The sequence below is a fragment of the Pantoea sp. DY-5 genome (assembly GCF_019795955.1).
Classification (GTDB): Bacteria; Pseudomonadota; Gammaproteobacteria; order Enterobacterales; family Enterobacteriaceae; genus Pantoea; species Pantoea leporis.
In genome coordinates this window covers 326,305-347,972 of sequence record NZ_JAIMIE010000003.1, presented here as the reverse complement: position 1 = coordinate 347,972, position 21,668 = coordinate 326,305, and the positions used below count along the sequence as shown (strand labels likewise).

28 protein-coding genes are annotated in these 21,668 nt (G+C 53.7%); 11 read left to right on the top strand and 17 right to left on the bottom strand.

Translation table 11 applies throughout. The features are described from left to right. Positions 1-395 precede the first annotated feature (395 nt). Entirely contained in the window at positions 396-1,118 is a 723-nt protein-coding gene (gene mtgA, locus K5Y30_RS12680; protein WP_192412544.1) for a monofunctional biosynthetic peptidoglycan transglycosylase, read from the top strand. 5 nt (positions 1,119-1,123) lie between these two features. Here mtgA and npr read toward each other — a convergent pair whose 3' ends face one another. From npr to K5Y30_RS12625, 11 genes are all read right to left on the bottom strand, one after another. Beyond that, on the bottom strand, positions 1,124-1,396 hold the full coding sequence (gene npr / locus K5Y30_RS12675) for a PTS phosphocarrier protein NPr (protein WP_008104379.1): 273 nt from the start codon (positions 1,394-1,396) through the stop codon (positions 1,124-1,126). Further along, positions 1,393-2,247 (bottom strand): RNase adapter RapZ, encoded by an 855-nt coding sequence (gene rapZ, locus K5Y30_RS12670; protein ID WP_101762285.1) that lies wholly within the window; start codon positions 2,245-2,247, stop codon positions 1,393-1,395. Before rapZ ends, npr begins: the two co-directional genes overlap by 4 nt. Positions 2,248-2,299: 52 nt before the next feature. Next, a complete protein-coding gene (ptsN, locus tag K5Y30_RS12665; RefSeq protein WP_176970221.1) occupies positions 2,300-2,782 on the bottom strand; it encodes a PTS IIA-like nitrogen regulatory protein PtsN in 483 nt (160 codons plus the stop codon). Between the two features lie 160 nt (positions 2,783-2,942). Next, positions 2,943-3,230, bottom strand: a complete 288-nt coding sequence (gene hpf / locus K5Y30_RS12660) for a ribosome hibernation promoting factor (RefSeq protein ID WP_008104375.1) — start codon at positions 3,228-3,230, stop codon at positions 2,943-2,945. Positions 3,231-3,251: 21 nt separating this feature from the next. After that, on the bottom strand, positions 3,252-4,691 hold the full coding sequence (rpoN, locus tag K5Y30_RS12655; RefSeq protein WP_101762282.1) for an RNA polymerase factor sigma-54: 1,440 nt from the start codon (positions 4,689-4,691) through the stop codon (positions 3,252-3,254). Between the two features lie 48 nt (positions 4,692-4,739). Continuing rightward, positions 4,740-5,465 (bottom strand): LPS export ABC transporter ATP-binding protein, encoded by a 726-nt coding sequence (gene lptB, locus K5Y30_RS12650; protein ID WP_008104371.1) that lies wholly within the window; start codon positions 5,463-5,465, stop codon positions 4,740-4,742. Between the two features lie 5 nt (positions 5,466-5,470). Beyond that, positions 5,471-6,025 (bottom strand): lipopolysaccharide ABC transporter substrate-binding protein LptA, encoded by a 555-nt coding sequence (gene lptA / locus K5Y30_RS12645; RefSeq protein ID WP_036648348.1) that lies wholly within the window; start codon positions 6,023-6,025, stop codon positions 5,471-5,473. Further along, positions 6,000-6,572, bottom strand: a complete 573-nt coding sequence (lptC, locus tag K5Y30_RS12640; RefSeq protein ID WP_101762281.1) for an LPS export ABC transporter periplasmic protein LptC — start codon at positions 6,570-6,572, stop codon at positions 6,000-6,002. The genes lptA and lptC overlap by 26 nt, the downstream gene beginning before the upstream one ends. Beyond that, positions 6,569-7,135, bottom strand: a complete 567-nt coding sequence (gene kdsC, locus K5Y30_RS12635; RefSeq protein WP_101762280.1) for a 3-deoxy-manno-octulosonate-8-phosphatase KdsC — start codon at positions 7,133-7,135, stop codon at positions 6,569-6,571. Before kdsC ends, lptC begins: the two co-directional genes overlap by 4 nt. Before the next feature lie 12 nt (positions 7,136-7,147). Continuing rightward, complete coding sequence (gene kdsD / locus K5Y30_RS12630; protein ID WP_110868082.1) at positions 7,148-8,128, bottom strand: arabinose-5-phosphate isomerase KdsD; 981 nt, start codon at positions 8,126-8,128, stop codon at positions 7,148-7,150. Positions 8,129-8,141: 13 nt separating this feature from the next. Next, on the bottom strand, positions 8,142-9,125 hold the full coding sequence (locus K5Y30_RS12625; protein ID WP_222211640.1) for a calcium/sodium antiporter: 984 nt from the start codon (positions 9,123-9,125) through the stop codon (positions 8,142-8,144). 227 nt (positions 9,126-9,352) lie between these two features. On the opposite strand from K5Y30_RS12625, the gene mlaF reads away from it, so the two are divergent. From mlaF to murA, 7 genes are all read left to right on the top strand, one after another. Further along, the gene (gene mlaF / locus K5Y30_RS12620; RefSeq protein ID WP_008104360.1) at positions 9,353-10,168 is read left to right on the top strand and encodes a phospholipid ABC transporter ATP-binding protein MlaF; all 816 of its coding nucleotides are present in this window, start codon (positions 9,353-9,355) and stop codon (positions 10,166-10,168) included. 4 nt (positions 10,169-10,172) lie between these two features. After that, positions 10,173-10,955 (top strand): lipid asymmetry maintenance ABC transporter permease subunit MlaE, encoded by a 783-nt coding sequence (mlaE, locus tag K5Y30_RS12615; RefSeq protein WP_007886633.1) that lies wholly within the window; start codon positions 10,173-10,175, stop codon positions 10,953-10,955. A 4-nt stretch (positions 10,956-10,959) separates the two neighbouring features. Further along, positions 10,960-11,496, top strand: coding sequence for an outer membrane lipid asymmetry maintenance protein MlaD (mlaD, locus tag K5Y30_RS12610; protein ID WP_176970166.1), 537 nt, complete (start codon positions 10,960-10,962; stop codon positions 11,494-11,496). A gap of 18 nt (positions 11,497-11,514) precedes the next feature. Beyond that, the gene (mlaC, locus tag K5Y30_RS12605) at positions 11,515-12,150 is read left to right on the top strand and encodes a phospholipid-binding protein MlaC (protein ID WP_222185310.1); all 636 of its coding nucleotides are present in this window, start codon (positions 11,515-11,517) and stop codon (positions 12,148-12,150) included. After that, positions 12,150-12,455: a lipid asymmetry maintenance protein MlaB gene (mlaB, locus tag K5Y30_RS12600; RefSeq protein ID WP_008104353.1), complete on the top strand. Its 306-nt coding sequence runs from the start codon at positions 12,150-12,152 to the stop codon at positions 12,453-12,455. Before mlaC ends, mlaB begins: the two co-directional genes overlap by 1 nt. Positions 12,456-12,569: 114 nt before the next feature. Further along, positions 12,570-12,827: a BolA family iron metabolism protein IbaG gene (ibaG, locus tag K5Y30_RS12595; RefSeq protein ID WP_008104351.1), complete on the top strand. Its 258-nt coding sequence runs from the start codon at positions 12,570-12,572 to the stop codon at positions 12,825-12,827. A gap of 46 nt (positions 12,828-12,873) precedes the next feature. Next, positions 12,874-14,133 (top strand): UDP-N-acetylglucosamine 1-carboxyvinyltransferase, encoded by a 1,260-nt coding sequence (gene murA, locus K5Y30_RS12590; RefSeq protein WP_222185114.1) that lies wholly within the window; start codon positions 12,874-12,876, stop codon positions 14,131-14,133. 68 nt (positions 14,134-14,201) lie between these two features. Here the strand turns inward: murA and K5Y30_RS12585 are convergent, their stop codons facing one another. Together K5Y30_RS12585 and ispB are read right to left on the bottom strand one after the other, a co-directional pair. Further along, positions 14,202-14,483 (bottom strand): helix-turn-helix transcriptional regulator, encoded by a 282-nt coding sequence (locus tag K5Y30_RS12585; protein WP_222185311.1) that lies wholly within the window; start codon positions 14,481-14,483, stop codon positions 14,202-14,204. A gap of 234 nt (positions 14,484-14,717) precedes the next feature. Then, the gene (gene ispB / locus K5Y30_RS12580; protein WP_222211638.1) at positions 14,718-15,689 is read right to left on the bottom strand and encodes an octaprenyl diphosphate synthase; all 972 of its coding nucleotides are present in this window, start codon (positions 15,687-15,689) and stop codon (positions 14,718-14,720) included. Positions 15,690-15,942: 253 nt separating this feature from the next. On the opposite strand from ispB, the gene rplU reads away from it, so the two are divergent. From rplU to cgtA, 3 genes are all read left to right on the top strand, one after another. Further along, positions 15,943-16,254: a 50S ribosomal protein L21 gene (gene rplU, locus K5Y30_RS12575; RefSeq protein ID WP_007886644.1), complete on the top strand. Its 312-nt coding sequence runs from the start codon at positions 15,943-15,945 to the stop codon at positions 16,252-16,254. A gap of 15 nt (positions 16,255-16,269) precedes the next feature. Beyond that, on the top strand, positions 16,270-16,527 hold the full coding sequence (gene rpmA / locus K5Y30_RS12570; RefSeq protein WP_009092448.1) for a 50S ribosomal protein L27: 258 nt from the start codon (positions 16,270-16,272) through the stop codon (positions 16,525-16,527). A 249-nt stretch (positions 16,528-16,776) separates the two neighbouring features. Then, on the top strand, positions 16,777-17,952 hold the full coding sequence (cgtA, locus tag K5Y30_RS12565; RefSeq protein WP_101762271.1) for an Obg family GTPase CgtA: 1,176 nt from the start codon (positions 16,777-16,779) through the stop codon (positions 17,950-17,952). Between the two features lie 41 nt (positions 17,953-17,993). Here cgtA and K5Y30_RS12560 read toward each other — a convergent pair whose 3' ends face one another. The 4 genes from K5Y30_RS12560 to K5Y30_RS12545 are packed head-to-tail and all read right to left on the bottom strand — an operon-like array spanning position 17,994 to position 21,658. After that, positions 17,994-18,410 carry a hotdog fold thioesterase gene (locus tag K5Y30_RS12560; RefSeq protein ID WP_101762270.1) on the bottom strand — a complete coding sequence of 139 codons (417 nt, stop codon included), beginning with the start codon at positions 18,408-18,410 and terminating at the stop codon, positions 17,994-17,996. Positions 18,411-18,413: 3 nt separating this feature from the next. Beyond that, positions 18,414-19,172, bottom strand: a complete 759-nt coding sequence (gene dhbA, locus K5Y30_RS12555; protein WP_222211636.1) for a 2,3-dihydro-2,3-dihydroxybenzoate dehydrogenase — start codon at positions 19,170-19,172, stop codon at positions 18,414-18,416. Then, positions 19,169-20,023, bottom strand: coding sequence for an isochorismatase (locus tag K5Y30_RS12550; protein ID WP_222211634.1), 855 nt, complete (start codon positions 20,021-20,023; stop codon positions 19,169-19,171). The genes dhbA and K5Y30_RS12550 overlap by 4 nt, the downstream gene beginning before the upstream one ends. A gap of 18 nt (positions 20,024-20,041) precedes the next feature. Continuing rightward, positions 20,042-21,658: a (2,3-dihydroxybenzoyl)adenylate synthase gene (locus K5Y30_RS12545; protein ID WP_222211632.1), complete on the bottom strand. Its 1,617-nt coding sequence runs from the start codon at positions 21,656-21,658 to the stop codon at positions 20,042-20,044. Between the last annotated feature and the right edge of the window lie 10 nt (positions 21,659-21,668).

Here is a 21,668-nt window from a genome sequence, read left to right as displayed (position 1 = left end):
TGCGGTAAATCGCTTTACCATCATTGAGGCCCAATGCAGGCAGGATCATACAGATTTGGTCGCATTTTTCAGATTGGTCTCTGTAATCAATGAACAAGTTCGAACATCATAAAAAATTATAGTTAAGCTTCATGAAAGCTTTTGCGTGAGCGATATCACATTCAGTTAAGTGTTCATGCACGCAGCGCCTGGTGCATTTAACATCATGGAACCGATTCCTTTTTGGCGGAAGTGCTTGATGTGATTGGCTCTAATAGAGGAACGTTGATTGCGCAGGCAACAATTTCACTGACGTTTTTGCCAATCAGAGGATAAAATTTAGTGGTTAATCGTTGGTGTTAGCTATTGTGACTTGGGTGATTGATTAATACAGGGAACAGGTAAGAGAAAATTGCATGAGCAAGAGTAAAGGGACGTTGGGAAAACGTATTAAAGTACTGATTGCTAAAGTGCTGCTGGCCTGGCTCGGCATCTGGTTAGCGGGCATTCTGCTGTTTGCTTTTTTACCGGTACCGTTTTCGGCGGTAATGATGGAGCGGCAAATCGGTGCCTGGTTTACAGGGCGTTTTGATTATGTGGCGCACTCGGATTGGGTCGGCATGGACGAGATCTCGCCGTGGATGGCTTTAGCGGTTATCGCTTCTGAAGATCAAAAGTTTCCCGAGCATTGGGGCTTTGATGTTGATGCCATTCAATCAGTGCTGGATAACGATGGCAATGAACGCATGCGCGGAGCTTCAACCTTGTCTCAGCAGACGGCGAAAAACCTGTTTCTATGGGATGGCCGCAGCTGGGTGCGTAAAGGGCTTGAAGCGGGACTCACGGTGGGAATCGAAACCGTGTGGACCAAGCGGCGCATCCTGACGGTTTATCTCAATATTGCAGAATTTGGCGATGGCGTATTTGGCGTGGAAGAGGCCTCACAGCGCTATTTCCATAAACCCGCCAGCCGCCTGACGATGTCTGAAGCCGCGTTACTGGCGGCGGTTCTACCCAATCCGATCCGCTTCCGTGCCGATGCGCCTTCAGGCTACACGCGACAGCGCCAGCAGTGGATTATGCGGCAGATGCGCCAGTTAGGCGGCGAGGGTTTCCTGAATCGCTACAAGCTGCATTGAAAGGCTTAATCTTCGTCAAAGCCCGCTTCAAACAGTTCGATGACCGCTGCCAGCGCCTGCTCTTCCTGCGGGCCGCTGGCTTCGATTTCAATATGACCGCCTTTCGCTGAGTCGAGCATCAGCAACGCAATCACGCTGCTGGCTTCCGCTTCGGTGCCCGATTCGTTACGCAGCAACACTTCAGCATCAAAACTCTGCACCAGCTCGAACAGCTTCATCGCTGGGCGCGCGTGCATGCCCAGCTTGTTACGAATTTCAACGGTTTGCTTCACGGTCATGATTTGCGTTTTTCCAGAGTGCGATGACGAGACTGCACGTTTTTACCGCGTGAACGGAAATAATCCGCCAGTTGTTCCGCGATATACACCGAACGATGCTTACCGCCGGTACAGCCAATGGCGACGGTGAGATAGCTACGGTTATTGGTTTCCAGCATCGGCAGCCACAGTTCCAGATAGCTGCGCGTTTGATAGATAAAGTTGTGCACTTCGGTGTGACGATCGAGGAAGGCGGCCACCGGACGATCCAGGCCGGTCATCGGACGCAGCTTAGGATCCCAGTGCGGGTTCGGCAGGAAGCGCACATCGAAGACATAATCGGCGTCGATCGGAATGCCGTGTTTGAAGCCGAATGACTCAAACACCATGGTCAGTTCACGCTCGCGCTTGCCCAGCAAGCGGGTACGCAGCATCTCCGCCAGCTCATGAACCGACATCTCAGAGGTATCGATAATCAGATCGGCGCGTGAGCGCAGTGGCTCCAGCAGATCGTTCTCTTCATCGATAGCACTCTCCAGCGACAAGTTTTTGCTGGAGAGCGGATGCAGGCGACGCGTATCGCTGTAGCGGCGAATCAACGTGTTGCGATCGGTATCAAGAAACAGCAGCTGCGGCGAAAAGGCATCGGGCAGATTGTTGAGCGCCGCTTCAAAGACTTCCGGTGATTCCGGCATGTTACGCACATCAATGCTGACTGCCGCAGAAATATTGCGTTCGGTTAAGGTATTCGCCAGCTCCGGTAGCAGGACTACCGGCAAGTTGTCGACACAGTAAAAGCCCATATCTTCGAGGGCACGCAGCGCGACTGATTTTCCTGAGCCTGACCGACCGCTAACGATCATCAGCACCATCACATTTCTCCCGTTTTAAACCGGCGAATACGCCGGTAAAAGTGTTTCTCGCTTAAGAGTGTGCTTCCTGAGCTTCTGTGATAATGGCGTAGAGCTCTTGGTCGCTCTGTGCCGCGCGCAAACGACGACAGACGGTTTTATCTGCGAGGCGTTTGGCAACCAGCGAAAGCGTGTGTAAGTGGGTTTTACACTGGTCCGCAGGTACCAGCAGGGCAAACAGCAGGTCAACCGGCTGATTATCTACCGCATCAAAAGCGATAGGCTGATCGAGGCTAATAAACACGCCGACAGCGCGTAAGGTGTCCTCTTCCAGCTTGCCATGTGGAATGGCGATGCCGTTACCAATACCGGTACTGCCCATGCGTTCGCGGGTCAGGATGGCTTCGAAAAGCGTCTGGTGCGGCAGATTGAGCTGCTTCGCTGCCAGCTCGCTGATAATTTCCAGCGCGCGTTTTTTACTCTGGCAGTGTACGCCGCTACGGGTACAGTCCAGTGAAAGGACCGAGCTCAATTCCAGTGTTAGATCGTTGTTCATCATCGTTTCACTTGCGAGTTCACATAGCCACGAGTTTCAGGCAATTGATTTCATTGCCGTTCGCCCGCTGGCGCTTGCGCAGATGACAAAACGGGGCGGTAAGTTCCGCCCCATTTATGCTCTAAGTGCCGAATCAGTCAGCACTCTGCAAGCGTGAAGGTTAGTGTTTTTTCAGTTTGTCTTTGTGTTTGGTCAGCTGACGGGAAAGCTTATCGATTAACCCGTCGATGGCCGCGTACATGTCTTCCGCTTCCGATGTGGCGTGCAGCTCCCCGCCGTTGACGTGCAGTGTTGCATCCGCAATCTGCGTCACCTTCTCTACCTTCAGAACAATATAAACCTGATTGATACGATCAAAATAGTGTTCCAGTTTGGCAAATTTGGTATTTACAAATTCACGCAGAGGTTCGGTAATTTCAACATTAAGTCCGGTAAGGTTTAGCTGCATAGGTCTTCCTTCTTCGTTCGGTCAAACCAATTGCTTGCGCTGGTTTGATGGCGGTATCGATAAAGACTCGCGATATTTAGCAACCGTACGTCGCGCTACCATAATGCCCTGTTCGGATAACATGGAGGTCAGTTTGCTGTCGCTCAAGGGTTTTGCGGGGTTTTCCGCTGAGATTAATTTTTTCACCAATGCACGAATTGCCGTGGACGAGGCTTCGCCGCCGCCTTCGGTGTTGACGTGACTGGAGAAAAAATACTTCAGTTCAAAGATGCCACGCGGGCTGTGTAAATACTTTTGCGTGGTCACGCGGGAAATGGTGGATTCATGCATATCAACAGCCTGAGCGATATCCGCCAGCACCATCGGACGCATGTACTCCTCACCCTGCTCAAAAAACGCCTGCTGCTGCTCAACGATACAGCGTGTCACTTTTAGCAGCGTGTCGTTGCGGCTCTCCAGGCTCTTTATCAGCCACTTGGCTTCCTGTAAGTTGCTGCGAATAAACTGATTATCGCTTTCATTACGGCCAGCTCCGCCCATCGCCGCATACTGCTGATTGATTTTCAGGCGCGGCATGCTGTCGGAATTGAGTTCAACCGTCCAGCGCTTGCTGATTTTGCGGACCAGCACATCGGGAATGACATATTCCGGTTCACTGGTGTTAATCGACTGGCCTGGGCGCGGATCGAGGGACTGAATCAGCAGCATCGCCTCTTTCAGCACCTCTTCCTTCAGACGGGTTACGCGCATCAGGCTGCGGAAATCATGGTTGGCCAGCAGATCGAGATGTTCGCTAACAATCAGGCGTGCTTCCGCCAGCATGGGCGTGTCGGCAGCATATTGCGACAGCTGGACTAACAGGCAATCACGCAAATCACGCGCACCGACGCCGATTGGATCAAAACGCTGCACGCGCTTGAGCACGGCTTCGACTTCTTCCAGCGCCAGCTCTTCATCACCAATACTGTCATAAATGTCTTGTAAGCTGACGGTGAGGTAGCCGGTGTCATCAATGGCATCAACAATTGACGTGGCAATCGCGCGATCGGTATCAGTGAACGGCGTTAACTCAACCTGCCACATCAGGTAATCCTGCAGCGATTGGGTGGTTTCGCCTTGGTAGATCGGCAGTTCGTCATCCTGGTAATCGGTGCCGGTGCCTGACGGTGTGCCTGCGGTGTAGATTTCGTCCCAGGTAGCGTCGAGCGGAAGCTCTTCAGGCATATCTTTCTGTTCAAGCGCTTCGCGCGTGTCTAACGAATCACTTTCCTGATCCTGAAATTCACGTGCGTCAACTTCTTCGTGCAGTTCGGTTTGTTCAAGCAGCGGATTGCTTTCCAGCGCCAGTTGCAGTTCTTGCTGGAGTTCAAGCGTAGAGAGTTGCAGCAAGCGAATGGCTTGCTGCAACTGTGGAGTCATCGCCAGCTGTTGGCTGAGCCTGAGTTGCAAACCTTGCTTCATAATTCGGTAAGAATTTCCTAAGCAAACGTAGGGTGTTACAACACCTTATCAGAGTCTGAACTCTTCGCCCAAATAAACACGCTTAACTTGCTCATCTACAAGAATTTCATCAGGCGTGCCATGGGCAATTAAATGTCCCTGGCTGACGATATAAGCGCGTTCACACACCGCGAGGGTTTCACGCACGTTATGGTCGGTAATCAGCACGCCAAGGCCGCTGTCACGCAGATGCTCGATGATTTTCTTGATGTCGATAACCGAGATCGGGTCAACACCGGCAAAAGGCTCATCCAGCAGGATGAATTTCGGATTAGCCGCCAGCGCGCGGGCAATTTCCACACGACGGCGTTCACCACCCGACAGCGCCTGGCCCATGCTGTCGCGCAGATGGCCAATATGGAACTCTTCCATCAGCTCGTTGGCCCGATCCTGACGCTGTTCTTCGGTTAAATCATCACGGATCTGCAGCACAGCCATCAGGTTGTCGTACACGCTCAGGCGACGGAAGATCGAAGCTTCCTGCGGCAGATAGCCGATGCCGCGACGGGCGCGCGCATGCAGCGGCAGAATGCTGATGTCTTCATCATCAATCACGATGCGGCCGGCATCGCGCGGCACAATGCCCACCACCATGTAGAAGGTGGTGGTTTTACCGGCACCGTTTGGGCCCAGCAGGCCGACAATCTCGCCGGATTTTACCTGCAGGCTAACATCTTCCACCACGCGGCGGCCTTTGTAGGCTTTCGCCAGGTTTTCAGCGATTAGTGTAGCCATAGCAATCAGTTACTCTTTTTAGGGCTCGCGGACGAACCGTTTTTGTCCTGCAGCTGCGACGGTACCAAAACGGTAGTCACGCGCTTGCTGTCGCCCTGGCTGAACGCCTGCATCTTCTGCTCTTTCACCAGGTAAGTGATGCGGTCGCCTTTGATGTTGCTGTCCTGCTGCTGAATGAAGGCATTGCCGGTCAGCTCAACAAAATCGTTCGCCAATTCATAGTGCAGTTTACTGGCGTGGCCTTGCACCGGCTTACCGTTATCCTGCATCTGATAGAAGGTGGCTGGCGTGCCGTAAGCATCAACAATGGTTTTTTTGCTATCGCCGCCCGGACGAGTGACCACCACTTTATCGGCGGTAATCTTGATGGAACCCTGCGTCACAATTACGTTGCCGGTAAAGGTCGCAACGTTGCCCTGCAGATCCAGCGCCTGGTTAACGGAGTCGATATTTACCGGTTTGTCTGAGTCACCGGTTAATGCCAGCGCAGGCAGGCTCGTTGCCAGCAGCGTACTCACCAGCAATAACTTAAGGCTATTTTTGTTCATTTTGAATTTCATAGGAAGTTTTGACCTTTTCAAGCAGCTCAGCATGTTTCGTCCGTAAATTGCCGCGCATTTTCATGCCAGTGGAATTAAAACTGCGGCCAAAAAGGGTGACTTGATCGTCAGATGTCACATCCTGGGTGACCAAATTAACCTGAGCGTTATCGGTAAGGATGCGCTCAAGCTGTGAATCCTGAGTCAAAGAATTGACAACAACGTTGCCGTAAAGATAAAGCATACGATCTTTGGTCAGCTTTGCCTTATCGGCGCGTACCGACCATGTCGCCACTTTATTTACGTCATAGGTGGTCATCACCGGATTATCGAACCAACTTATCTCATCGGCAGCAAAGTAGGTCACTTTATCGGAGACCAGCTTATAGCCCAGCGCGCCTGTGGGGTTATACACCACCGTGTTCGATTTCTCGCTGGTGTAGGTTGGCGCTTGATCGTTGGTTGCCACCGGCGTTCTGTCGTCATCCTGGTTGGTGAGATTCCAGCCGATCAGCACTAAGGCGATCAAGGCCAGGATCAGCGTCATCCAACGCCTGCTCTTACTCATATTGATTGCCCTTTGGCATCCTCAAATTTGTTCTGCGCCATCAAAATCAGATCGCACAACTCACGTACCGCACCGCGGCCACCAGCAATGCGGGTCACATAATGCGCGCGCGGCAGTAAAATCGGGTGAGCATCAGCAACGGCAACGCTCAAACCCGCCTGCGCCATTACCGGCCAGTCGATCAGGTCATCGCCAATGTAGGCGACCTGATCGGCCGTTAATGACAGTTTATCCAGGAGTTCCCGCCAGGCCAAAAGCTTATCCGATTGTCCCTGGTAAAGATGCGTAATGCCGAGCGTCTTACAGCGATCTTCCAGCAGTTTTGCTTTGCGGCCGGTAATAATAGCCACTTCGACGCCGGAGGTCAGCAGGCAACGCACGCCATAACCATCACGCACGTTAAAAGCTTTCAGCTCTTCACCGCTGTTGCCCATATAAATGACGCCATCGGACATCACGCCATCAACGTCACAAATCAGCAGGCGAATCTTCGCAGCACGCGCCATGACGTCCGCGCTCACCGGACCGTAGCAAGTCTCGACCATCGCCGTTTCAGCACTCATTATTTCTTCCTGTTAGACCACGCCAGCGCGCAGCATGTCATGCATATGTACCACACCGAGCAGGCGATCGTCATCGGCCACCAGCAGGGCGGTGATGTTTTTGTTTTGCATCAAATTAAGGGCGTCAACGGCCAGCATATTGGGGCGCACGCGAATGCCGCCGCTGGTCATCACTTCCTGAATGGTGGCTTTCTGGAAATCGATGCCCATATCAAACACGCGACGCAAGTCACCATCGGTGAAGATGCCTTCGATTTTCATTAGGTCATCGACGATGACCGTCAAACCGAGATTCTTACGGGTAATTTCCAGCAGCGCATCCCGCATCGACGCATCACGGCTTACGTGCGGGATCTCATCGCCGCTGTGCATGATATCGCTAACGTGTAGCAGCAGTTTGCGGCCCAGCGCACCGCCGGGATGCGACAGCGCAAAATCTTCCTGGGTAAATCCGCGCGCTTCCAGCAACGCCACGGCCAGCGCATCGCCCATCACTAAAGTCGCGGTGGTGCTGGTGGTCGGTGCCAAGCCGAGCGGACAAGCCTCCTGCGGCACTTTCACGCACAGATGCACATCTGCAGCGCGGCCCATCGCGCTCTCAGGACGGCCGGTGATACAAATCAGCTGCACTTTCTGGCGCTTTAACACCGGCACCAACGCAAGAATTTCTCCGGATTCACCGCTGTTAGAAATCGCGATCACCACATCATTGGTGCTGACCATGCCGAGATCGCCGTGGCTGGCTTCGCCGGGATGCACAAAGAACGAAGGTGTACCGGTGCTGGCAAAAGTCGCGGCCATTTTTTTACCGATATGCCCGGATTTGCCCATGCCCATCACCACCACTTTGCCGCGGCAGGCAAAGATCATCGCGCAGGCGCGATCGAAATCATCATTGATATATTGATCAAGCTGCTCCAGCCCTTCGCGTTCGATGCGCAGCACCGCTTTGCCTGCTTGCTGAAAATCGAAATCCGGTTGCTGATGTGACATGGTCAGTCCGTCCTTAATAGCTTGTGATAAGCATGGGGCTCAGCCATAGCCACAGCACCCACGCGATAAAACCACCTAATAATAGTGTGCCTGCGATACGACCAATACGGCGTTTGCGCAGCAGGCAGAGCAAGGCGAACAGTACGCTCACTGCCAGCATCACCCAGTAATCACGTGCGAAGGCATGCGCATCAACGCTGCCGGGATGAACCAGCGCCGGCAGGCCGAGAACAATCGCCAGATTGAAAATATTGGCGCCGATCAGGTTACCGATCGCGATATCGTCCTCACCTTTCAGCGCGCCAGCCACCACGGTGGCCAGTTCGGGCAAGCTGGTGCCGACGGCGATTAGCGTCAGGCCCATCACCAGTTCGCTCACACCAAAGTAGTCGGCAAAGACGGTAGCGTTGTCGATCACCATACGCGTCGACATCGGCAAAATAATCAGTGCAACCGCCAGCCACAGAAAGGCCACGGTGTTGCCTGCCTCATCGCGCGGCAGCTCCGCCAGCTGTTCGCGGGTTAGCGTGTCGTTGTTATCGCGTTCAGCATGGCGAGCAATGCGAATCACCACCAGCAGATAACCCAATGCAATCAGCAGTAACGCGATGCCGTCGAGTCGACTTAAATAGTTATCAAACAGCATGATGCCGCTGAGCAGTGAGACTAGCAGCATTAATGGCAATTCGCGCCGGATCAGATTGGAGTGTACTGTCAATGGGTGGAGCAGTGCCGCGCCGCCCAGAATTAATAGAATATTGGTGATGTTCGAGCCCAACGCGGTGCCAACCGCTAAATCCATCTGCCCATGCTGTGCGGCCGAAAACGAGACGATCAATTCCGGTAATGATGTGCCAATGCTTACCACCGTCATACCAATGATCAGCGGTGGGATGCCAAAGGATCGACAGAGGATCGCGGCGCTAAATACCAAACGGTCGGCACCGTAAACCAGTAAAATCAATCCGATAAACAGCAAGGCAGAGGCTACGAACATTAAAAATCCTTGATGGATGGAGGTGTCGGCGAACCTTGTCCGACGGGTAAAAACATTCTGCACGCACTAACAGGCGCTGATTTTGACTGTCTGAGAGGCAAAAGTAAATTTTAAGGCCGTTTTCGCCACACTAAGTGGGTAAGTTTCTGTAAAACTATCGTGCATTCGAGGCTACCAGGCTACCATCCACAGCTTTGATAGCGCCCGATCCGCATAAAGAGGTAAAGATGATCCAGCAGCAAACGAATCTGGTTGAGGTTCGTGGCGTCAGTTTCACGCGCGGAGATCGTACTATCTTCGACGACATCTCGTTAACGGTACCTGCCGGTAAAGTCACCGCGATTATGGGCCCGTCCGGAATTGGCAAAACCACATTATTGCGTCTGATCGGTGGGCAATTACAGCCCGATAAAGGCGAGATTTGGTTCCGCGATCAAAATATCCCGACGCTTTCCCGCACCAAATTGTACGAAGCGCGTAAAAAAATGAGCATGCTGTTTCAGTCCGGCGCGCTGTTTACCGATCTCAACGTGTATGAAAACGTTGCCTGGCCGTTGCGTGAACATACGCAGCTGCCGCCAGAGCTGTTGCACAGCACCGTATTGATGAAGCTGGAAGCGGTGGGTTTGCGTGGAGCCGCTAAACTAATGCCTGCCGAACTCTCTGGCGGTATGGCACGCCGTGCGGCGCTGGCGCGTGCTATCGCGCTGGAACCCGAATTGATCATGTTTGATGAGCCTTTTGTCGGCCAGGATCCAATTACCATGGGCGTGCTGGTGAAGTTAATTGATGAACTGAATCATGCTCTGGGCCTGACCTGCATCGTGGTTTCACACGATGTGCCTGAGGTCTTGAGCATTGCCGATCATGCCTATATTGTTGCCGGACAAAAAATCATTGCTCAGGGTAGCGCGCCGGAACTGCGGGAAAATCCCGATCCGCGTGTGCGCCAGTTTATCGAGGGTCATGCGGATGGTCCGGTGCCTTTCCGCTTTGCCGCTGGCGATTATCTCAGCGACTTGACCCGCTCAGGGAGAACGTAAACTGATGTTGTTACAGGCGCTAGCGTCATTTGGACGTCAGGGAATCAATACCTGTGCCGCTTTTGGCCGCGCAGGCCTCATGTTATTTCATGCGTTAGTCGGTAAGCCGGCGTTTCGTCGCCATGCGCCGCTGCTGGTGAAACAGCTATATAGCGTGGGCGTGTTATCGTTACTGATCATCGTGGTATCTGGCTTGTTTATTGGCATGGTGCTGGGGCTGCAAGGCTATCTGGTGCTCACCACTTACAATGCGGAAACCAGCCTTGGCATGCTGGTGGCGCTCTCGCTGCTGCGTGAGCTCGGTCCGGTCGTCACGGCGTTGCTGTTTGCAGGCCGTGCGGGTTCAGCGTTAACCGCTGAAATCGGGCTGATGAAAGCCACCGAACAGCTCTCCAGCATGGAGATGATGGCCGTCGATCCGCTACGACGCGTGGTCTCACCGCGCTTCTGGGCCGGATTTATCAGCATGCCGTTGCTGGCGTTGATCTTTACCGCCGTTGGTATTGCCGGTGGCGCGCTGGTTGGCGTGAGCTGGAAAGGGATCGATCCCGGTTTCTTCTGGTCGGCGATGCAGAACGCGGTAGATTTCCGCACTGATGTCGTTAACTGCATGATCAAAAGCGCAGTCTTTGCCGTCACGGTAACCTGGATTGCGCTGTTTAATGGTTATGATGCCATCCCGACCTCGGAAGGGATCAGCCGTGCGACAACGCGTACCGTGGTGCACGCTTCACTGGCGGTACTCGGTTTAGATTTTGTGCTGACAGCACTGATGTTTGGGAATTGATGCAATGCAAAGCAAGAAAAACGAAATCTGGGTTGGCGTCTTCATGCTGGCTGCGCTGCTGGCGCTGTTATTCCTCGGCCTGCGCGTTGCCGATCTCAAAACTATCGGCACCGAACCAACGTGGAAGATGTATGCCACCTTCGATAATATCGGCGGACTAAAAGTCAGTTCTCCGGTGAAAATTGGCGGCGTGTTGATTGGCCGGGTGTCAGATATTGCGCTGGATGAGAAAACCCTCTCACCGCGTGTGACCATGGATATTAGCGATAAATACGCTGATAAGATTCCCGACACCAGCTCATTAGCCATCCGCACTCAAGGCCTGCTCGGTGAGCAGTTCCTGGCGCTGAATTTAGGTTTTGACGATCCCGAGCTTGGCTCTTCTATGCTGAAAGATGGCGGCACGCTGCGTGACACCAAGTCGGCGCTGGTGCTGGAAGACCTGATCGGTCAATTCCTCTATAAAAGCGGCGATAACAAATCTGACGATAAATCACAGGGTGCGGAGAGCGCACCAGCAGCACCAGCAACAACGGAATAACCTACGAGGTAAAACATGATGTTTAAACGTTTACTGATGATTGCCGTGTTGGCAATCGCACCGCTGGCAGCCAACGCTGCAGCGGATCAAACTAATCCTTACAAGCTGATGAACGAAGCGGCGGACAAGACCTTTACCCGTTTGAAAAACGAACAGCCGAAGATTAAGCAGGATCCGAACTATCTGCGTGAAGTGGTACGTCAGGAACTGATGCCGTACGTGCAGGTAAAATATGCCGGTGCGTTGGTTCTTGGTCGCTATTATCGCGATGCGACACCGGCGCAACGTGATGCCTACTTTGCCGCGTTCGGCGATTATCTGGCGCAGGCTTACGGCCAGGCGCTGGCGCTCTACAACGGTCAAACCTACCAGATTCAGCCGGAGCAGCCGATTGGCGATGCCAATATCGTGGCGATTCGCGTCACCATCATCGATCCTAATGGGCGTCCGCCTGTGCGTCTCGATTTCCAGTGGCGTAAGAACAGCCAAACTGGCAACTGGCAGGCGTATGATATGGTGGCCGAAGGCATCAGCATGATCACCACGAAACAGAATGAGTGGGGCGATCTGCTGCGTACCAAAGGCATTGATGGCTTGACGGCTCAGCTGAAAACCTATGCCGCACAGCCGATCACCCTGGATAAAAAGCAATAATGAGTGAACCGTTACGCTGGCAGCGCACTGCCAGCACGCTGGCCTTAAGCGGCAAATTAGATCGTGATACTTTGCTGACTTTGTGGCAGGAACGTGACACTGCGGTGGCTGATATCACCACCATTGATGTCGCCGGGCTGGAAAGGGTGGATTCAGCGGGTTTAGCGCTATTGGTGCATCTGCGTGAAATTGCGCGTGCTCAAGGCAGCGCACCACTTTTCTCTGGGATCTCCGATAAACTCCAGTCACTGATCACGCTGTATAACCTGCAGCAGATTATTGTTTCTGCGGAAAAAATCGCCTGATCGAATGATGTCGATGCTAAGCCCCTGATTTTTTCAGGGGCTTTTGCGTATTTAAGAGTCAGGCGCTTTCCTCTAAGATGTCTGCCTTATTATTATTAAGCGAAGTAACGAGCGATGGAAAATAGTGAAGTTCAGGCCGTGCTGATGCAGGCGCTGGCATTAGAAGAAGTACACGTACTCAGCAACGATGGCAGCCATTTTCAGGTCATCGCGGTGGGCGAAATGTTCGGCGAACTGAGCCGCGTGAAGAAGCAGCAGGCTGTGTACGCGCCGCTGATGGAATATATTGCGGATAACCGTATTCATGCGGTTTCCATCAAAACTTATACCCCAGCCGAGTGGGCGCGCGACCGTAAACTCAACGGTTTCTAAGTGCCTCACCGGTTGTTTTATTGATAGATAATTGAGAGCGGTGTTAATGGACAAATTTCGTGTGCAAGGCCCCACCCGTTTAAGTGGTGAAGTGACCATTTCCGGGGCGAAGAATGCTGCGTTGCCGATTCTGTTTGCTGCGCTGCTGGCTGAAGAGCCGGTAGAGATTCAGAACGTACCGAAGCTGCGTGATATCGATACCACCATGAAGCTGCTGAATCTGCTGGGTGCGCGCGTTGAGCGCAATGGTTCGGTCCACGTTGATGCTCGCGAAGTTAATGTTTTCAGTGCGCCATACGATTTAGTGAAAACCATGCGTGCTTCGATTTGGGCGCTGGGTCCGCTGGTGGCGCGTTTTGGTCAGGGCCAGGTTTCACTGCCGGGCGGCTGCGCTATCGGTGCACGCCCGGTCGATCTGCACATTACTGGCCTGGAACAGCTGGGTGCGGAAATTAAGCTGGAAGAGGGCTACGTTAAAGCTTCTGTCAATGGCCGTCTGAAGGGCGCGCATATCGTGATGGATAAAGTGTCTGTCGGCGCTACCGTTACCATCATGAGCGCGGCCACGCTGGCCACCGGCATCACCATCATTGAGAACGCCGCGCGTGAGCCGGAGATTGTCGATACGGCAAACTTCCTGAACACGCTGGGTGCGAAAATCACCGGCGCGGGCACAGACAAAATCACCATTGAAGGTGTTGAGCGTCTGGGCGGCGGCGTTTATCGCGTGCTGCCAGATCGTATCGAAACCGGTACTTTTCTGGTCGCAGCAGCCATTTCACGGGGCAAAGTTGTTTGCCACAACACGAAGCCAGATACGCTGGATGCCGTGCTGTCTAAATTGCGTGAGGCTGGTGCAGAGATCGAAGTGGGCGAAGATTGGATCAGCCTGGATATGCACGGTAAGCGTCCAAAAGCGGTGAATATCCGTACCGCGCCGCATCCTGGCTTCCCTACTGACATGCAGGCGCAGTTCACACTGTTGAACCTGGTGGCAGAAGGAACCGGTGTGATTACCGAAACCATCTTCGAAAACCGCTTTATGCATATCCCTGAGCTGATTCGTATGGGCGCGCACGCGGAAATTGAGAGCAATACAGCGATTTGTCATGGCGTAGAAACCTTGTCGGGCGCGCAGGTGATGGCCACCGATCTGCGTGCATCAGCGAGTCTGGTGCTGGCGGGTTGTATCGCGGAAGGCACCACGATAGTGGATCGTATCTATCACATCGACCGTGGCTACGAGCACATCGAAGATAAGTTGAAAGCGATGGGTGCAGATATCGAGCGCGTAAGCGGCGAATAATTTCTGCTTCGTAGATCAAAAAAACCAGTCACGGCAACGCGGCTGGTTTTTTTTCATTGGTATTACAGTCAGATCTTTTTACGATCCTTCGGCGTTCGTATGCGCTGCTTTCGATCCATCAGCATGCCGGTAACAGGATCATAATAACGGCTCGGCCATATATCGGCCGGATGAACCTTGATCGCATTGGCGATTAGCCACTCCCCTTTGGGCCAGGGACGCGACAGTGCATTGGCCAGTGTTGAGGAGCTAAGCCCTGATTCGCGGGACAGCGCTGCCAGTGACGTGCCTTTCTTACGTAATGCAGCAATGATATCTGCCGGGTGCCAATCCGCTTTCCTTGGGTACATAACTTTCTTCTCCATGTCCGTGTTATTACTTCATCTCCGCTGAAAAAAGCTTTCCCGTCGCAGAGAGATCTGGAAAAAATCCGCATTTTTATAGCAAATGTTTCCAGTAATTTTCCAGTAAATGTTTGGCCGACGCACGAAACTGCGTCGCTTTTCGCAAAAGCGATGCAAGAGATGTAAGTAAAAAGGAGAAGAGTGAGGAAGGAAACGGAGCCAGAGAAGGCCCCGTTGAAATCAGAAGTCGCGCTGTACTGACATATGAGCCAGCGCTTCGAGTGCGCTGCGCCAAGGGCTTTCGGGTAACACCTGAAGTGCTGCGATGGCTTTATCCGCTTCTTCTTCAGCGCGTTTGCGCGTCCACTCCAGCGAGCCAGTCTGCTGCATTGCTGCCAGCACCGGTTCCAGCAGGTGACGACCGTTACCTTCTTCAATGGCTTTACGGATCATTTGCGCCTGCTCAGGCGTTCCGTTGTGCATCGCGTGCAGCAGCGGCAGCGTCGGTTTACCTTCGCTCAGGTCATCACCGGTATTTTTGCCCAGCGTTTCACCATCTGCGCTGTAATCCAGCAAATCATCAATTAACTGGAAAGCGGTGCCAAGGTAGCGACCATAATCCTGTAACGCCTTTTCCTGCGCGGGCGTCGCCTCAGCTAAAATCGCCGACGCTTGCGAGGCAGCTTCGAACAGGCGGGCGGTTTTGCTGTAGATCACCCGCATGTAACTCTCTTCCGTGATATCGGGATCGTTGCAGTTCATTAACTGCAGCACTTCTCCTTCGGCGATCACGTTGACCGCTTCCGACATCAGCGCAAGGATCTTCAAGGATCCCATGCTAGTCATCATCTGGAAAGAGCGCGTATAGATAAAATCGCCCACCAGCACGCTAGCCGCATTACCAAACGCGGCGTTCGCGGTGGCTTTGCCACGGCGCATATCGGATTCATCCACCACATCATCATGCAGCAGCGTCGCCGTATGGATAAATTCGATCAGCGCCGCATTGGTGATGTGCAACGATCCCTGATAATTCAGCGCGCGTGCCGACAGCACAGCGATCATCGGGCGGATGCGTTTGCCCCCGCCGCTGATAATGTAATAGCCCAACTGGTTAATCAGTGAGACTTCTGAATTCAGCTGCTCGAGGATGGTCTGGTTGACGGCCGCCATGTCCTGCGCGGTTAATTCATTAATCTGTTCTAAGTTCATTCGTCTTTTCAGCTTTACTCGTTTTTTGCATGGTAAGCGCTTTAAACAGCGTGAGTTCAGGTAATCTGTTACTGATTGTACTTGAAAAATCGGGTTGCGAAACGTTTGCATTCGCCTTGCGCTTTTTTTCTGCAAGAGAGTGCAAAGTGCTCTTGTCTTCTGCTGGAGTATTGCGTAGAATTCGCGCCCTATTGTGAATATTTATCGCGCCGCCTGATGAACAAGAAAGGCACGCGCAGAAGCGGAGTTTTATATGTACGCGGTTTTCCAAAGTGGTGGTAAACAACACCGAGTAAGCGAAGGTCAGACCGTTCGCCTGGAAAAGCTGGACATCGCAACCGGTGAAACCATTGAGTTTGACCAGGTTCTGATGATCGCAAATGGCGAAGACGTGAAAATCGGCGCGCCACTGGTTTCAGGCGGTGTGATCAAGGCAGAAGTTGTTGCTCACGGTCGTGGCGAGAAAATTAAGATCGTTAAGTTTCGTCGTCGTAAACACTACCGTAAGCAAGCTGGTCACCGTCAGTGGTTCACAGATGTGAAAATCACTGTGATCGGCGCGTAAGAGGAGATCTGACAAATGGCACATAAGAAGGCTGGTGGCTCGACCCGTAACGGTCGCGACTCCAACGCAAAACGTCTGGGTGTAAAACGTTTCGGTGGCGAATCTGTTCTGGCAGGTAGCATCATCGTTCGTCAGCGTGGCACCAAATTCCACGCAGGTAGCAACGTAGGTTGTGGTCGTGACCACACCCTGTTTGCAACCGCAGACGGCAAAGTAAAATTCGAGGTTAAAGGCCCGAACAACCGTAAATACATCAGCATCGTTGCTGAGTAAGGTTGTCGTGCTGCAGACGTTTAACGTCTGAATACACGAATGAAAGGCCCCGCAGCTTTGCGGGGCTTTTTACATTCTGCTACTGAGGTTGCTGGATAACAGTTACGCTTTAGCACAGTTGTTGTACAATTTATGTACTCTTGGCTTTGCCAATCTTGTATTATCCGCCGTCGGTCAGCGCAGAAGACCCTGGCGGACCCGTTTGCGGCCTGCAAGCTGCCGTGAACGACAGCGTGACGGAGAAATAAAATGAAGTTTGTAGATGAAGCGACGATCCTTGCGGTCGCGGGTGATGGCGGCAACGGTTGCGTAAGCTTCCGCCGTGAAAAATATATTCCAAGAGGCGGCCCGGATGGCGGCGACGGCGGTGACGGCGGCGACGTATATCTGTTGGCGGATGAAAACCTCAACACCCTGATCGATTATCGCTTTGAAAAGTCTTTCCGTGCCGAACGTGGCCAGAATGGCCAAAGCCGTGATTGCACCGGTAAACGTGGTAAAGACATTATCGTTAAAGTGCCCGTTGGTACCCGCGTAATTGACCAGGGTACCGGCGAAACGCTGGGCGACATGACGCGTCATGAGCAGAAGCTGATGGTGGCGAAAGGCGGCTGGCATGGCCTTGGTAACACGCGCTTTAAATCCTCAGTTAACCGTTCCCCGCGTCAAAAAACCATGGGAACACCGGGCGAGAAGCGTGATCTGCAACTGGAACTGATGCTGCTGGCTGACGTTGGTATGTTGGGTCTGCCGAATGCCGGTAAATCGACCTTTATTCGCTCGGTATCCGCAGCGAAACCCAAGGTCGCGGATTATCCGTTCACTACGCTGGTGCCAAGCCTTGGCGTGGTGCGTATGGACAATGAAAAGAGCTTTGTTGTCGCCGACATTCCGGGCCTGATTGAAGGCGCAGCGGATGGCGCAGGTCTGGGTATTCGCTTCCTGAAGCACCTTGAGCGCTGCCGCGTGCTGTTGCACCTGATCGATCTTGCCCCTATCGATGAATCTGATCCGGTAGAAAATGCCCGCATCATTCTCGGCGAACTGGAGAAATACAGCGATAAACTGTTCCAGAAGCCGCGCTGGTTAGTATTCAACAAATGTGACCTGCTGAGCCGCGAAGAAGCGGAAAGCCGTGCCAAAGCGGTAGTGGAAGCATTAGGCTGGGAAGAAAAATATTACCTAATCTCTGCGGCTAGCCATGATGGCGTGAAAGATCTTTGCTGGGATGTGATGAGCTTTATCATCGAAAATCCAAAAGAAGCCGAAGAAGAAACTAAAGAGCCAGAGAAAGTGGCCTTCATGTGGGATGATTATCATCGTGAAGCCATGGAAACGGCGCAGGAAGTGGAAGAAGACGACGATTGGGATGACGACTGGGACGAAGAAGACGACGAAGGCGTCGAAATCATTTACCAGCGTTAATCGCACAAAAAAAGCGGCCAGAAGGCCGCTTTTTTTATCTCTTAACCCAACACCGCCACCGTTAATCTCGACGTGCAGCACAGTTGGTCGCGGGCATTGCGAATCTCAATCTGCCAGCTCTGATTGCGGGCGCCCAAGTGCAGCGGGCGGCAGATACCGCGCACTTCACCGCTGCTCACTGCACGATGGTGGCTGGCGCTCACCTCAATCCCCACCACGCTTTTACCTTCTTCGATGCTGAGATAACCGGCGATCGATCCCATCGACTCCGCCAGCACCACAGAAGCGCCGCCGTGCAGCAGGCCAAACGGCTGATGCGTGCGGGCATCCACCGGCATGGTGGCTTCGAGATAATCTTCACCGATGGTGGTAAACACAATGCCAACGTGTGCCACCAGCGAGTTTTCACCCATCTTATTCAACGTTTCAACATCGACCGAACGTTTCCAGATTGCCATAACTTAGGATCCCAGCGTTGCGCCACCGTCGACCACAATATCCTGCAGCACCACGTGGCTGGCAAGATCCGACGCGAGGAACATCACGTTAGCAACGATCTCCTGCGGTTTAGCGATCTTACGCAGCGGGATCCCCAGCTTGTACTGATCCGGGAAACCATTGATCATCTCCTGCTCGGCTTCTGGCGTATGCCACAGGCTGCGTTGCATATCGGTATCGGTGGAACCCGGAGAAACGATATTGCAGCGCACGCCGTAAGGCGCCATCTCTAAACCCACGGTCAGACACAAGCTGCGCAACGCCGCTTTGGAAGCGCCATAAGCGGACATACCAAGGCGCGGCGCATGCGCCGCATTAGAGGCGATAGTCACAATCGCACCCGCACGCTGCTGGCGAAACACCGGCAAGGTTTGCTGGAACAGGTTGAACGCGCCGCCAGCATTCACCGCCAGACACGCCTGCCAATCGTCGAACGACAGTTCATCGGTGCTGCCAATACGCAGGATGCCGGCACCGTTCACCAGCACATCGAGACGTGGCTGATCTGCCAGCAAACGCTGACAAACCGCCTTCACCTCGGCAGCATTCGCCACATCCAGCACCTGCGTGGCGAAGGGATAGTTGGCCTGATCGAAACGCAAATCGAAGCCGATAACCTGCGCGCCCGCCTGATGGAAGCTCAGCGCGGTGTGATAACCAATCCCTTTGCCTGCGCCGGTTACCCAGACGATTTTTCCACAGAAATCGAAAGTCGCACTCATTTTGCTGGCACCCGTGATAACAGCGCCCACCAGCCATCGATGGTCGGATTTTTTGCCAGGCTGACGAAATCGATGTCGCTGTGCACCTGACGCCAGCGCGCCGCCAGCGCCATCACGCGTACTGAATCCAGACCGTAATCGATCAGGTTCTCGTCATCTGCAGGCACATCGTCATCTTCCAGCAGCGGCAGAATCAGCGCACGCAGATCGTCTTTGCTCAACGGCAGTGGCATCAGATCGGCGGTCATCACCACTTTACCGCTGCGGCCTGCGGTGTAAGTCAGTGCCATCATGTGCTCTTCGCGCGTGAAGTCGGCCAGCGCATCCGCCACCATGAACGGCTGGATATTACGCATAAATGCGTCAGTCGCGGTGGTCAGGCAACCGATGTGCGCGTACACACCGGTGATGATCAGCTGATCGCGGCCCATCTCCTGCAGGATTGATTCCAGCGGTGAGCGCACGAAGGCGCTGTAACGCCATTTGGTCAGTACCTGATCGTCCTGATCCGGTGCCAGCGCATCAACGATCTTCTGCTGATCCGGATGTTTGTTCAGGCCCGGTCCCCACATGTCGTTAAGCAGCGCGCGATCGGCATCGCTCTGCTCGTTCGGCTGAGCGGTATAGAACACCGGAATGCCCTGCGCTTTGCAGTAAGCGCGCAGGCGAGCGATGTTTTCCACCACCTGATTAACCAGCGGACTGTTTTCGCCCCAGAAATTGAGGAAGTAAGCCTGCATATCGTGAATCAGCAGCGCGGCACGCTGAGGCTCGACCGCCCACTTTACTTTGTTGGTTGGCAGTTCAGTCGCTGCGGGCAGCGCGTAAGAGTTCAGTTTTGGAATAGCCATTACAATCTCCGGAACAGGTCAGGCTTGCGCTTGTTGGTCGGCAAGCTGTTGGCGTAAACGTTTTTTATCCACCTTGCCGACAGGCGTCAGCGGCAGGGCATCGACGCAGGTAATACGGTCAGGTAATTTGAACTCGGCCACGCCCAGTTCTCGCAGGTGACGACGCAACGCCACTGCTTTGATCGGTTGGCTGGCAACGATAAAGGCGCAGCTCTTTTCACCCATCAATTCGTCGTTCATCGACACCAGCGCGGCGTGGATCACATCCGGATGGCGTTGCAGCAGGTTTTCGATCTCTTCCGCGGCGATCTTCTCGCCACCGCGATTGATCTGATCCTTTTCGCGCCCTTGCACGGTGATGTAGCCCTGCGCGTCGATCTCAATCAGATCGCCCGAACAGTAAAACCCGTTGGCGTCGAAGCTGGCGGCGTTATGTTCCGGGCTCTTGTAGTAGCCACGGAAGGTGTAGGGGCCGCGCGTCATCAGGCGACCGATGGTGCCGGTGGGCAGCGCGTTGCCGTGCTCGTCAGCGACCCACACTTCGTCATCTTCAGAGATCGGGCGGCCTTGCGTGGTGAGAATGATGTTCTCATCGTCGCCAAAGCGCGTGTAGTTCACCAGACCTTCGGCCATGCCGAAAACCTGCTGCAGCTGACAGCCAATTTCACGCTGAATACGTGCCGCAAGGGTTTCGCCCAGCTTGGCGCCGCCCACCTGAATGCGTTGCAGCGAAGCCAGCTGTTTATTACTGCCCCATTCCTGAATCGCCTGTAGCCACAAACTCACCGCCGGCGGCACCAAACCGGTATCGGTGACCTGATGCTTCTCAATCAGCGGGAAGCAGAGCGTGGCGCTGGGATCGGCAGCCAGAATCACCTGACCACCGGCATAAAACACACCGAGCGAACCCGGGGAGCTCATGGCAAAGTTATGCGGCGCGGGCAGGGCGATGAGATAACGCGTATCGGCGGTCACCTGACAAATCTCATCACTGGCGCGAATGCTGTAGTAATAGTCGTTGTGGGTGCGCGGAATCAGCTTCGGCGTGCCGGTGCTGCCGCCGGAGAGCTGGAAAAACGCCACTTCATCAGCGGCGGTTGGTGTGGCGACGTAATCACCCGCGACTTCCGCCATCAGCGCTTCCAGCGTGTTTTCCGGCTGGTTGTCATTACGCAGAATCACCTGCTGCAGCGAAGGCTGCGCGGCGCACAGCGCGTTGATAAAGCTATCATCAGCAAACAGCGCGTGAGTGCGATCGGCAATCAGCAGTTTAGGTTCGATCTGCGCCGCATAGGCGCTTAGTTCGGTGCGCTGATGGCTGAACAGCGCAAATACTGACGCTACGCCGAGCTTAAACAGCGCAAATACCGTGACATAAAAATCGGCCACGTTGCCAAGCTGCACCAGCGCAGTATCGCCATTTTGCAGGCCACGACGCTGCAGCGCGGCGGCCAGGTTGCTGCTCAGCACGTCCATTTCGCGATAGCTGATCTGGCGATCGCCATCAATCACCGCGATGGCATCATTATGCTGATGACGCGCCAGAATGTCGGTCATCGGCACATCCAGCCAGTAACCTTTTTCGCGATAGCGCGCAGCCAGGTCGTCCGGCCAGCGAGTATAGGGAATGCTCATGTTCTTTCCT

What these genes read in the sequence shown, in the direction of transcription:
- mtgA (WP_192412544.1), top strand. Translation starts at nt 396, where the DNA reads ATGAGCAAGAGTAAAGGGACGTTGGGAAAACGTATTAAAGTACTGATT.
- npr (WP_008104379.1), bottom strand. Translation starts at nt 1,396, where the DNA reads ATGACCGTGAAGCAAACCGTTGAAATTCGTAACAAGCTGGGCATGCAC.
- rapZ (WP_101762285.1), bottom strand. Translation starts at nt 2,247, where the DNA reads ATGGTGCTGATGATCGTTAGCGGTCGGTCAGGCTCAGGAAAATCAGTC.
- ptsN (WP_176970221.1), bottom strand. Translation starts at nt 2,782, where the DNA reads ATGAACAACGATCTAACACTGGAATTGAGCTCGGTCCTTTCACTGGAC.
- hpf (WP_008104375.1), bottom strand. Translation starts at nt 3,230, where the DNA reads ATGCAGCTAAACCTTACCGGACTTAATGTTGAAATTACCGAACCTCTG.
- rpoN (WP_101762282.1), bottom strand. Translation starts at nt 4,691, where the DNA reads ATGAAGCAAGGTTTGCAACTCAGGCTCAGCCAACAGCTGGCGATGACT.
- lptB (WP_008104371.1), bottom strand. Translation starts at nt 5,465, where the DNA reads ATGGCTACACTAATCGCTGAAAACCTGGCGAAAGCCTACAAAGGCCGC.
- lptA (WP_036648348.1), bottom strand. Translation starts at nt 6,025, where the DNA reads ATGAAATTCAAAATGAACAAAAATAGCCTTAAGTTATTGCTGGTGAGT.
- lptC (WP_101762281.1), bottom strand. Translation starts at nt 6,572, where the DNA reads ATGAGTAAGAGCAGGCGTTGGATGACGCTGATCCTGGCCTTGATCGCC.
- kdsC (WP_101762280.1), bottom strand. Translation starts at nt 7,135, where the DNA reads ATGAGTGCTGAAACGGCGATGGTCGAGACTTGCTACGGTCCGGTGAGC.
- kdsD (WP_110868082.1), bottom strand. Translation starts at nt 8,128, where the DNA reads ATGTCACATCAGCAACCGGATTTCGATTTTCAGCAAGCAGGCAAAGCG.
- K5Y30_RS12625 (WP_222211640.1), bottom strand. Translation starts at nt 9,125, where the DNA reads ATGTTCGTAGCCTCTGCCTTGCTGTTTATCGGATTGATTTTACTGGTT.
- mlaF (WP_008104360.1), top strand. Translation starts at nt 9,353, where the DNA reads ATGATCCAGCAGCAAACGAATCTGGTTGAGGTTCGTGGCGTCAGTTTC.
- mlaE (WP_007886633.1), top strand. Translation starts at nt 10,173, where the DNA reads ATGTTGTTACAGGCGCTAGCGTCATTTGGACGTCAGGGAATCAATACC.
- mlaD (WP_176970166.1), top strand. Translation starts at nt 10,960, where the DNA reads ATGCAAAGCAAGAAAAACGAAATCTGGGTTGGCGTCTTCATGCTGGCT.
- mlaC (WP_222185310.1), top strand. Translation starts at nt 11,515, where the DNA reads ATGTTTAAACGTTTACTGATGATTGCCGTGTTGGCAATCGCACCGCTG.
- mlaB (WP_008104353.1), top strand. Translation starts at nt 12,150, where the DNA reads ATGAGTGAACCGTTACGCTGGCAGCGCACTGCCAGCACGCTGGCCTTA.
- ibaG (WP_008104351.1), top strand. Translation starts at nt 12,570, where the DNA reads ATGGAAAATAGTGAAGTTCAGGCCGTGCTGATGCAGGCGCTGGCATTA.
- murA (WP_222185114.1), top strand. Translation starts at nt 12,874, where the DNA reads ATGGACAAATTTCGTGTGCAAGGCCCCACCCGTTTAAGTGGTGAAGTG.
- K5Y30_RS12585 (WP_222185311.1), bottom strand. Translation starts at nt 14,483, where the DNA reads ATGTACCCAAGGAAAGCGGATTGGCACCCGGCAGATATCATTGCTGCA.
- ispB (WP_222211638.1), bottom strand. Translation starts at nt 15,689, where the DNA reads ATGAACTTAGAACAGATTAATGAATTAACCGCGCAGGACATGGCGGCC.
- rplU (WP_007886644.1), top strand. Translation starts at nt 15,943, where the DNA reads ATGTACGCGGTTTTCCAAAGTGGTGGTAAACAACACCGAGTAAGCGAA.
- rpmA (WP_009092448.1), top strand. Translation starts at nt 16,270, where the DNA reads ATGGCACATAAGAAGGCTGGTGGCTCGACCCGTAACGGTCGCGACTCC.
- cgtA (WP_101762271.1), top strand. Translation starts at nt 16,777, where the DNA reads ATGAAGTTTGTAGATGAAGCGACGATCCTTGCGGTCGCGGGTGATGGC.
- K5Y30_RS12560 (WP_101762270.1), bottom strand. Translation starts at nt 18,410, where the DNA reads ATGGCAATCTGGAAACGTTCGGTCGATGTTGAAACGTTGAATAAGATG.
- dhbA (WP_222211636.1), bottom strand. Translation starts at nt 19,172, where the DNA reads ATGAGTGCGACTTTCGATTTCTGTGGAAAAATCGTCTGGGTAACCGGC.
- K5Y30_RS12550 (WP_222211634.1), bottom strand. Translation starts at nt 20,023, where the DNA reads ATGGCTATTCCAAAACTGAACTCTTACGCGCTGCCCGCAGCGACTGAA.
- K5Y30_RS12545 (WP_222211632.1), bottom strand. Translation starts at nt 21,658, where the DNA reads ATGAGCATTCCCTATACTCGCTGGCCGGACGACCTGGCTGCGCGCTAT.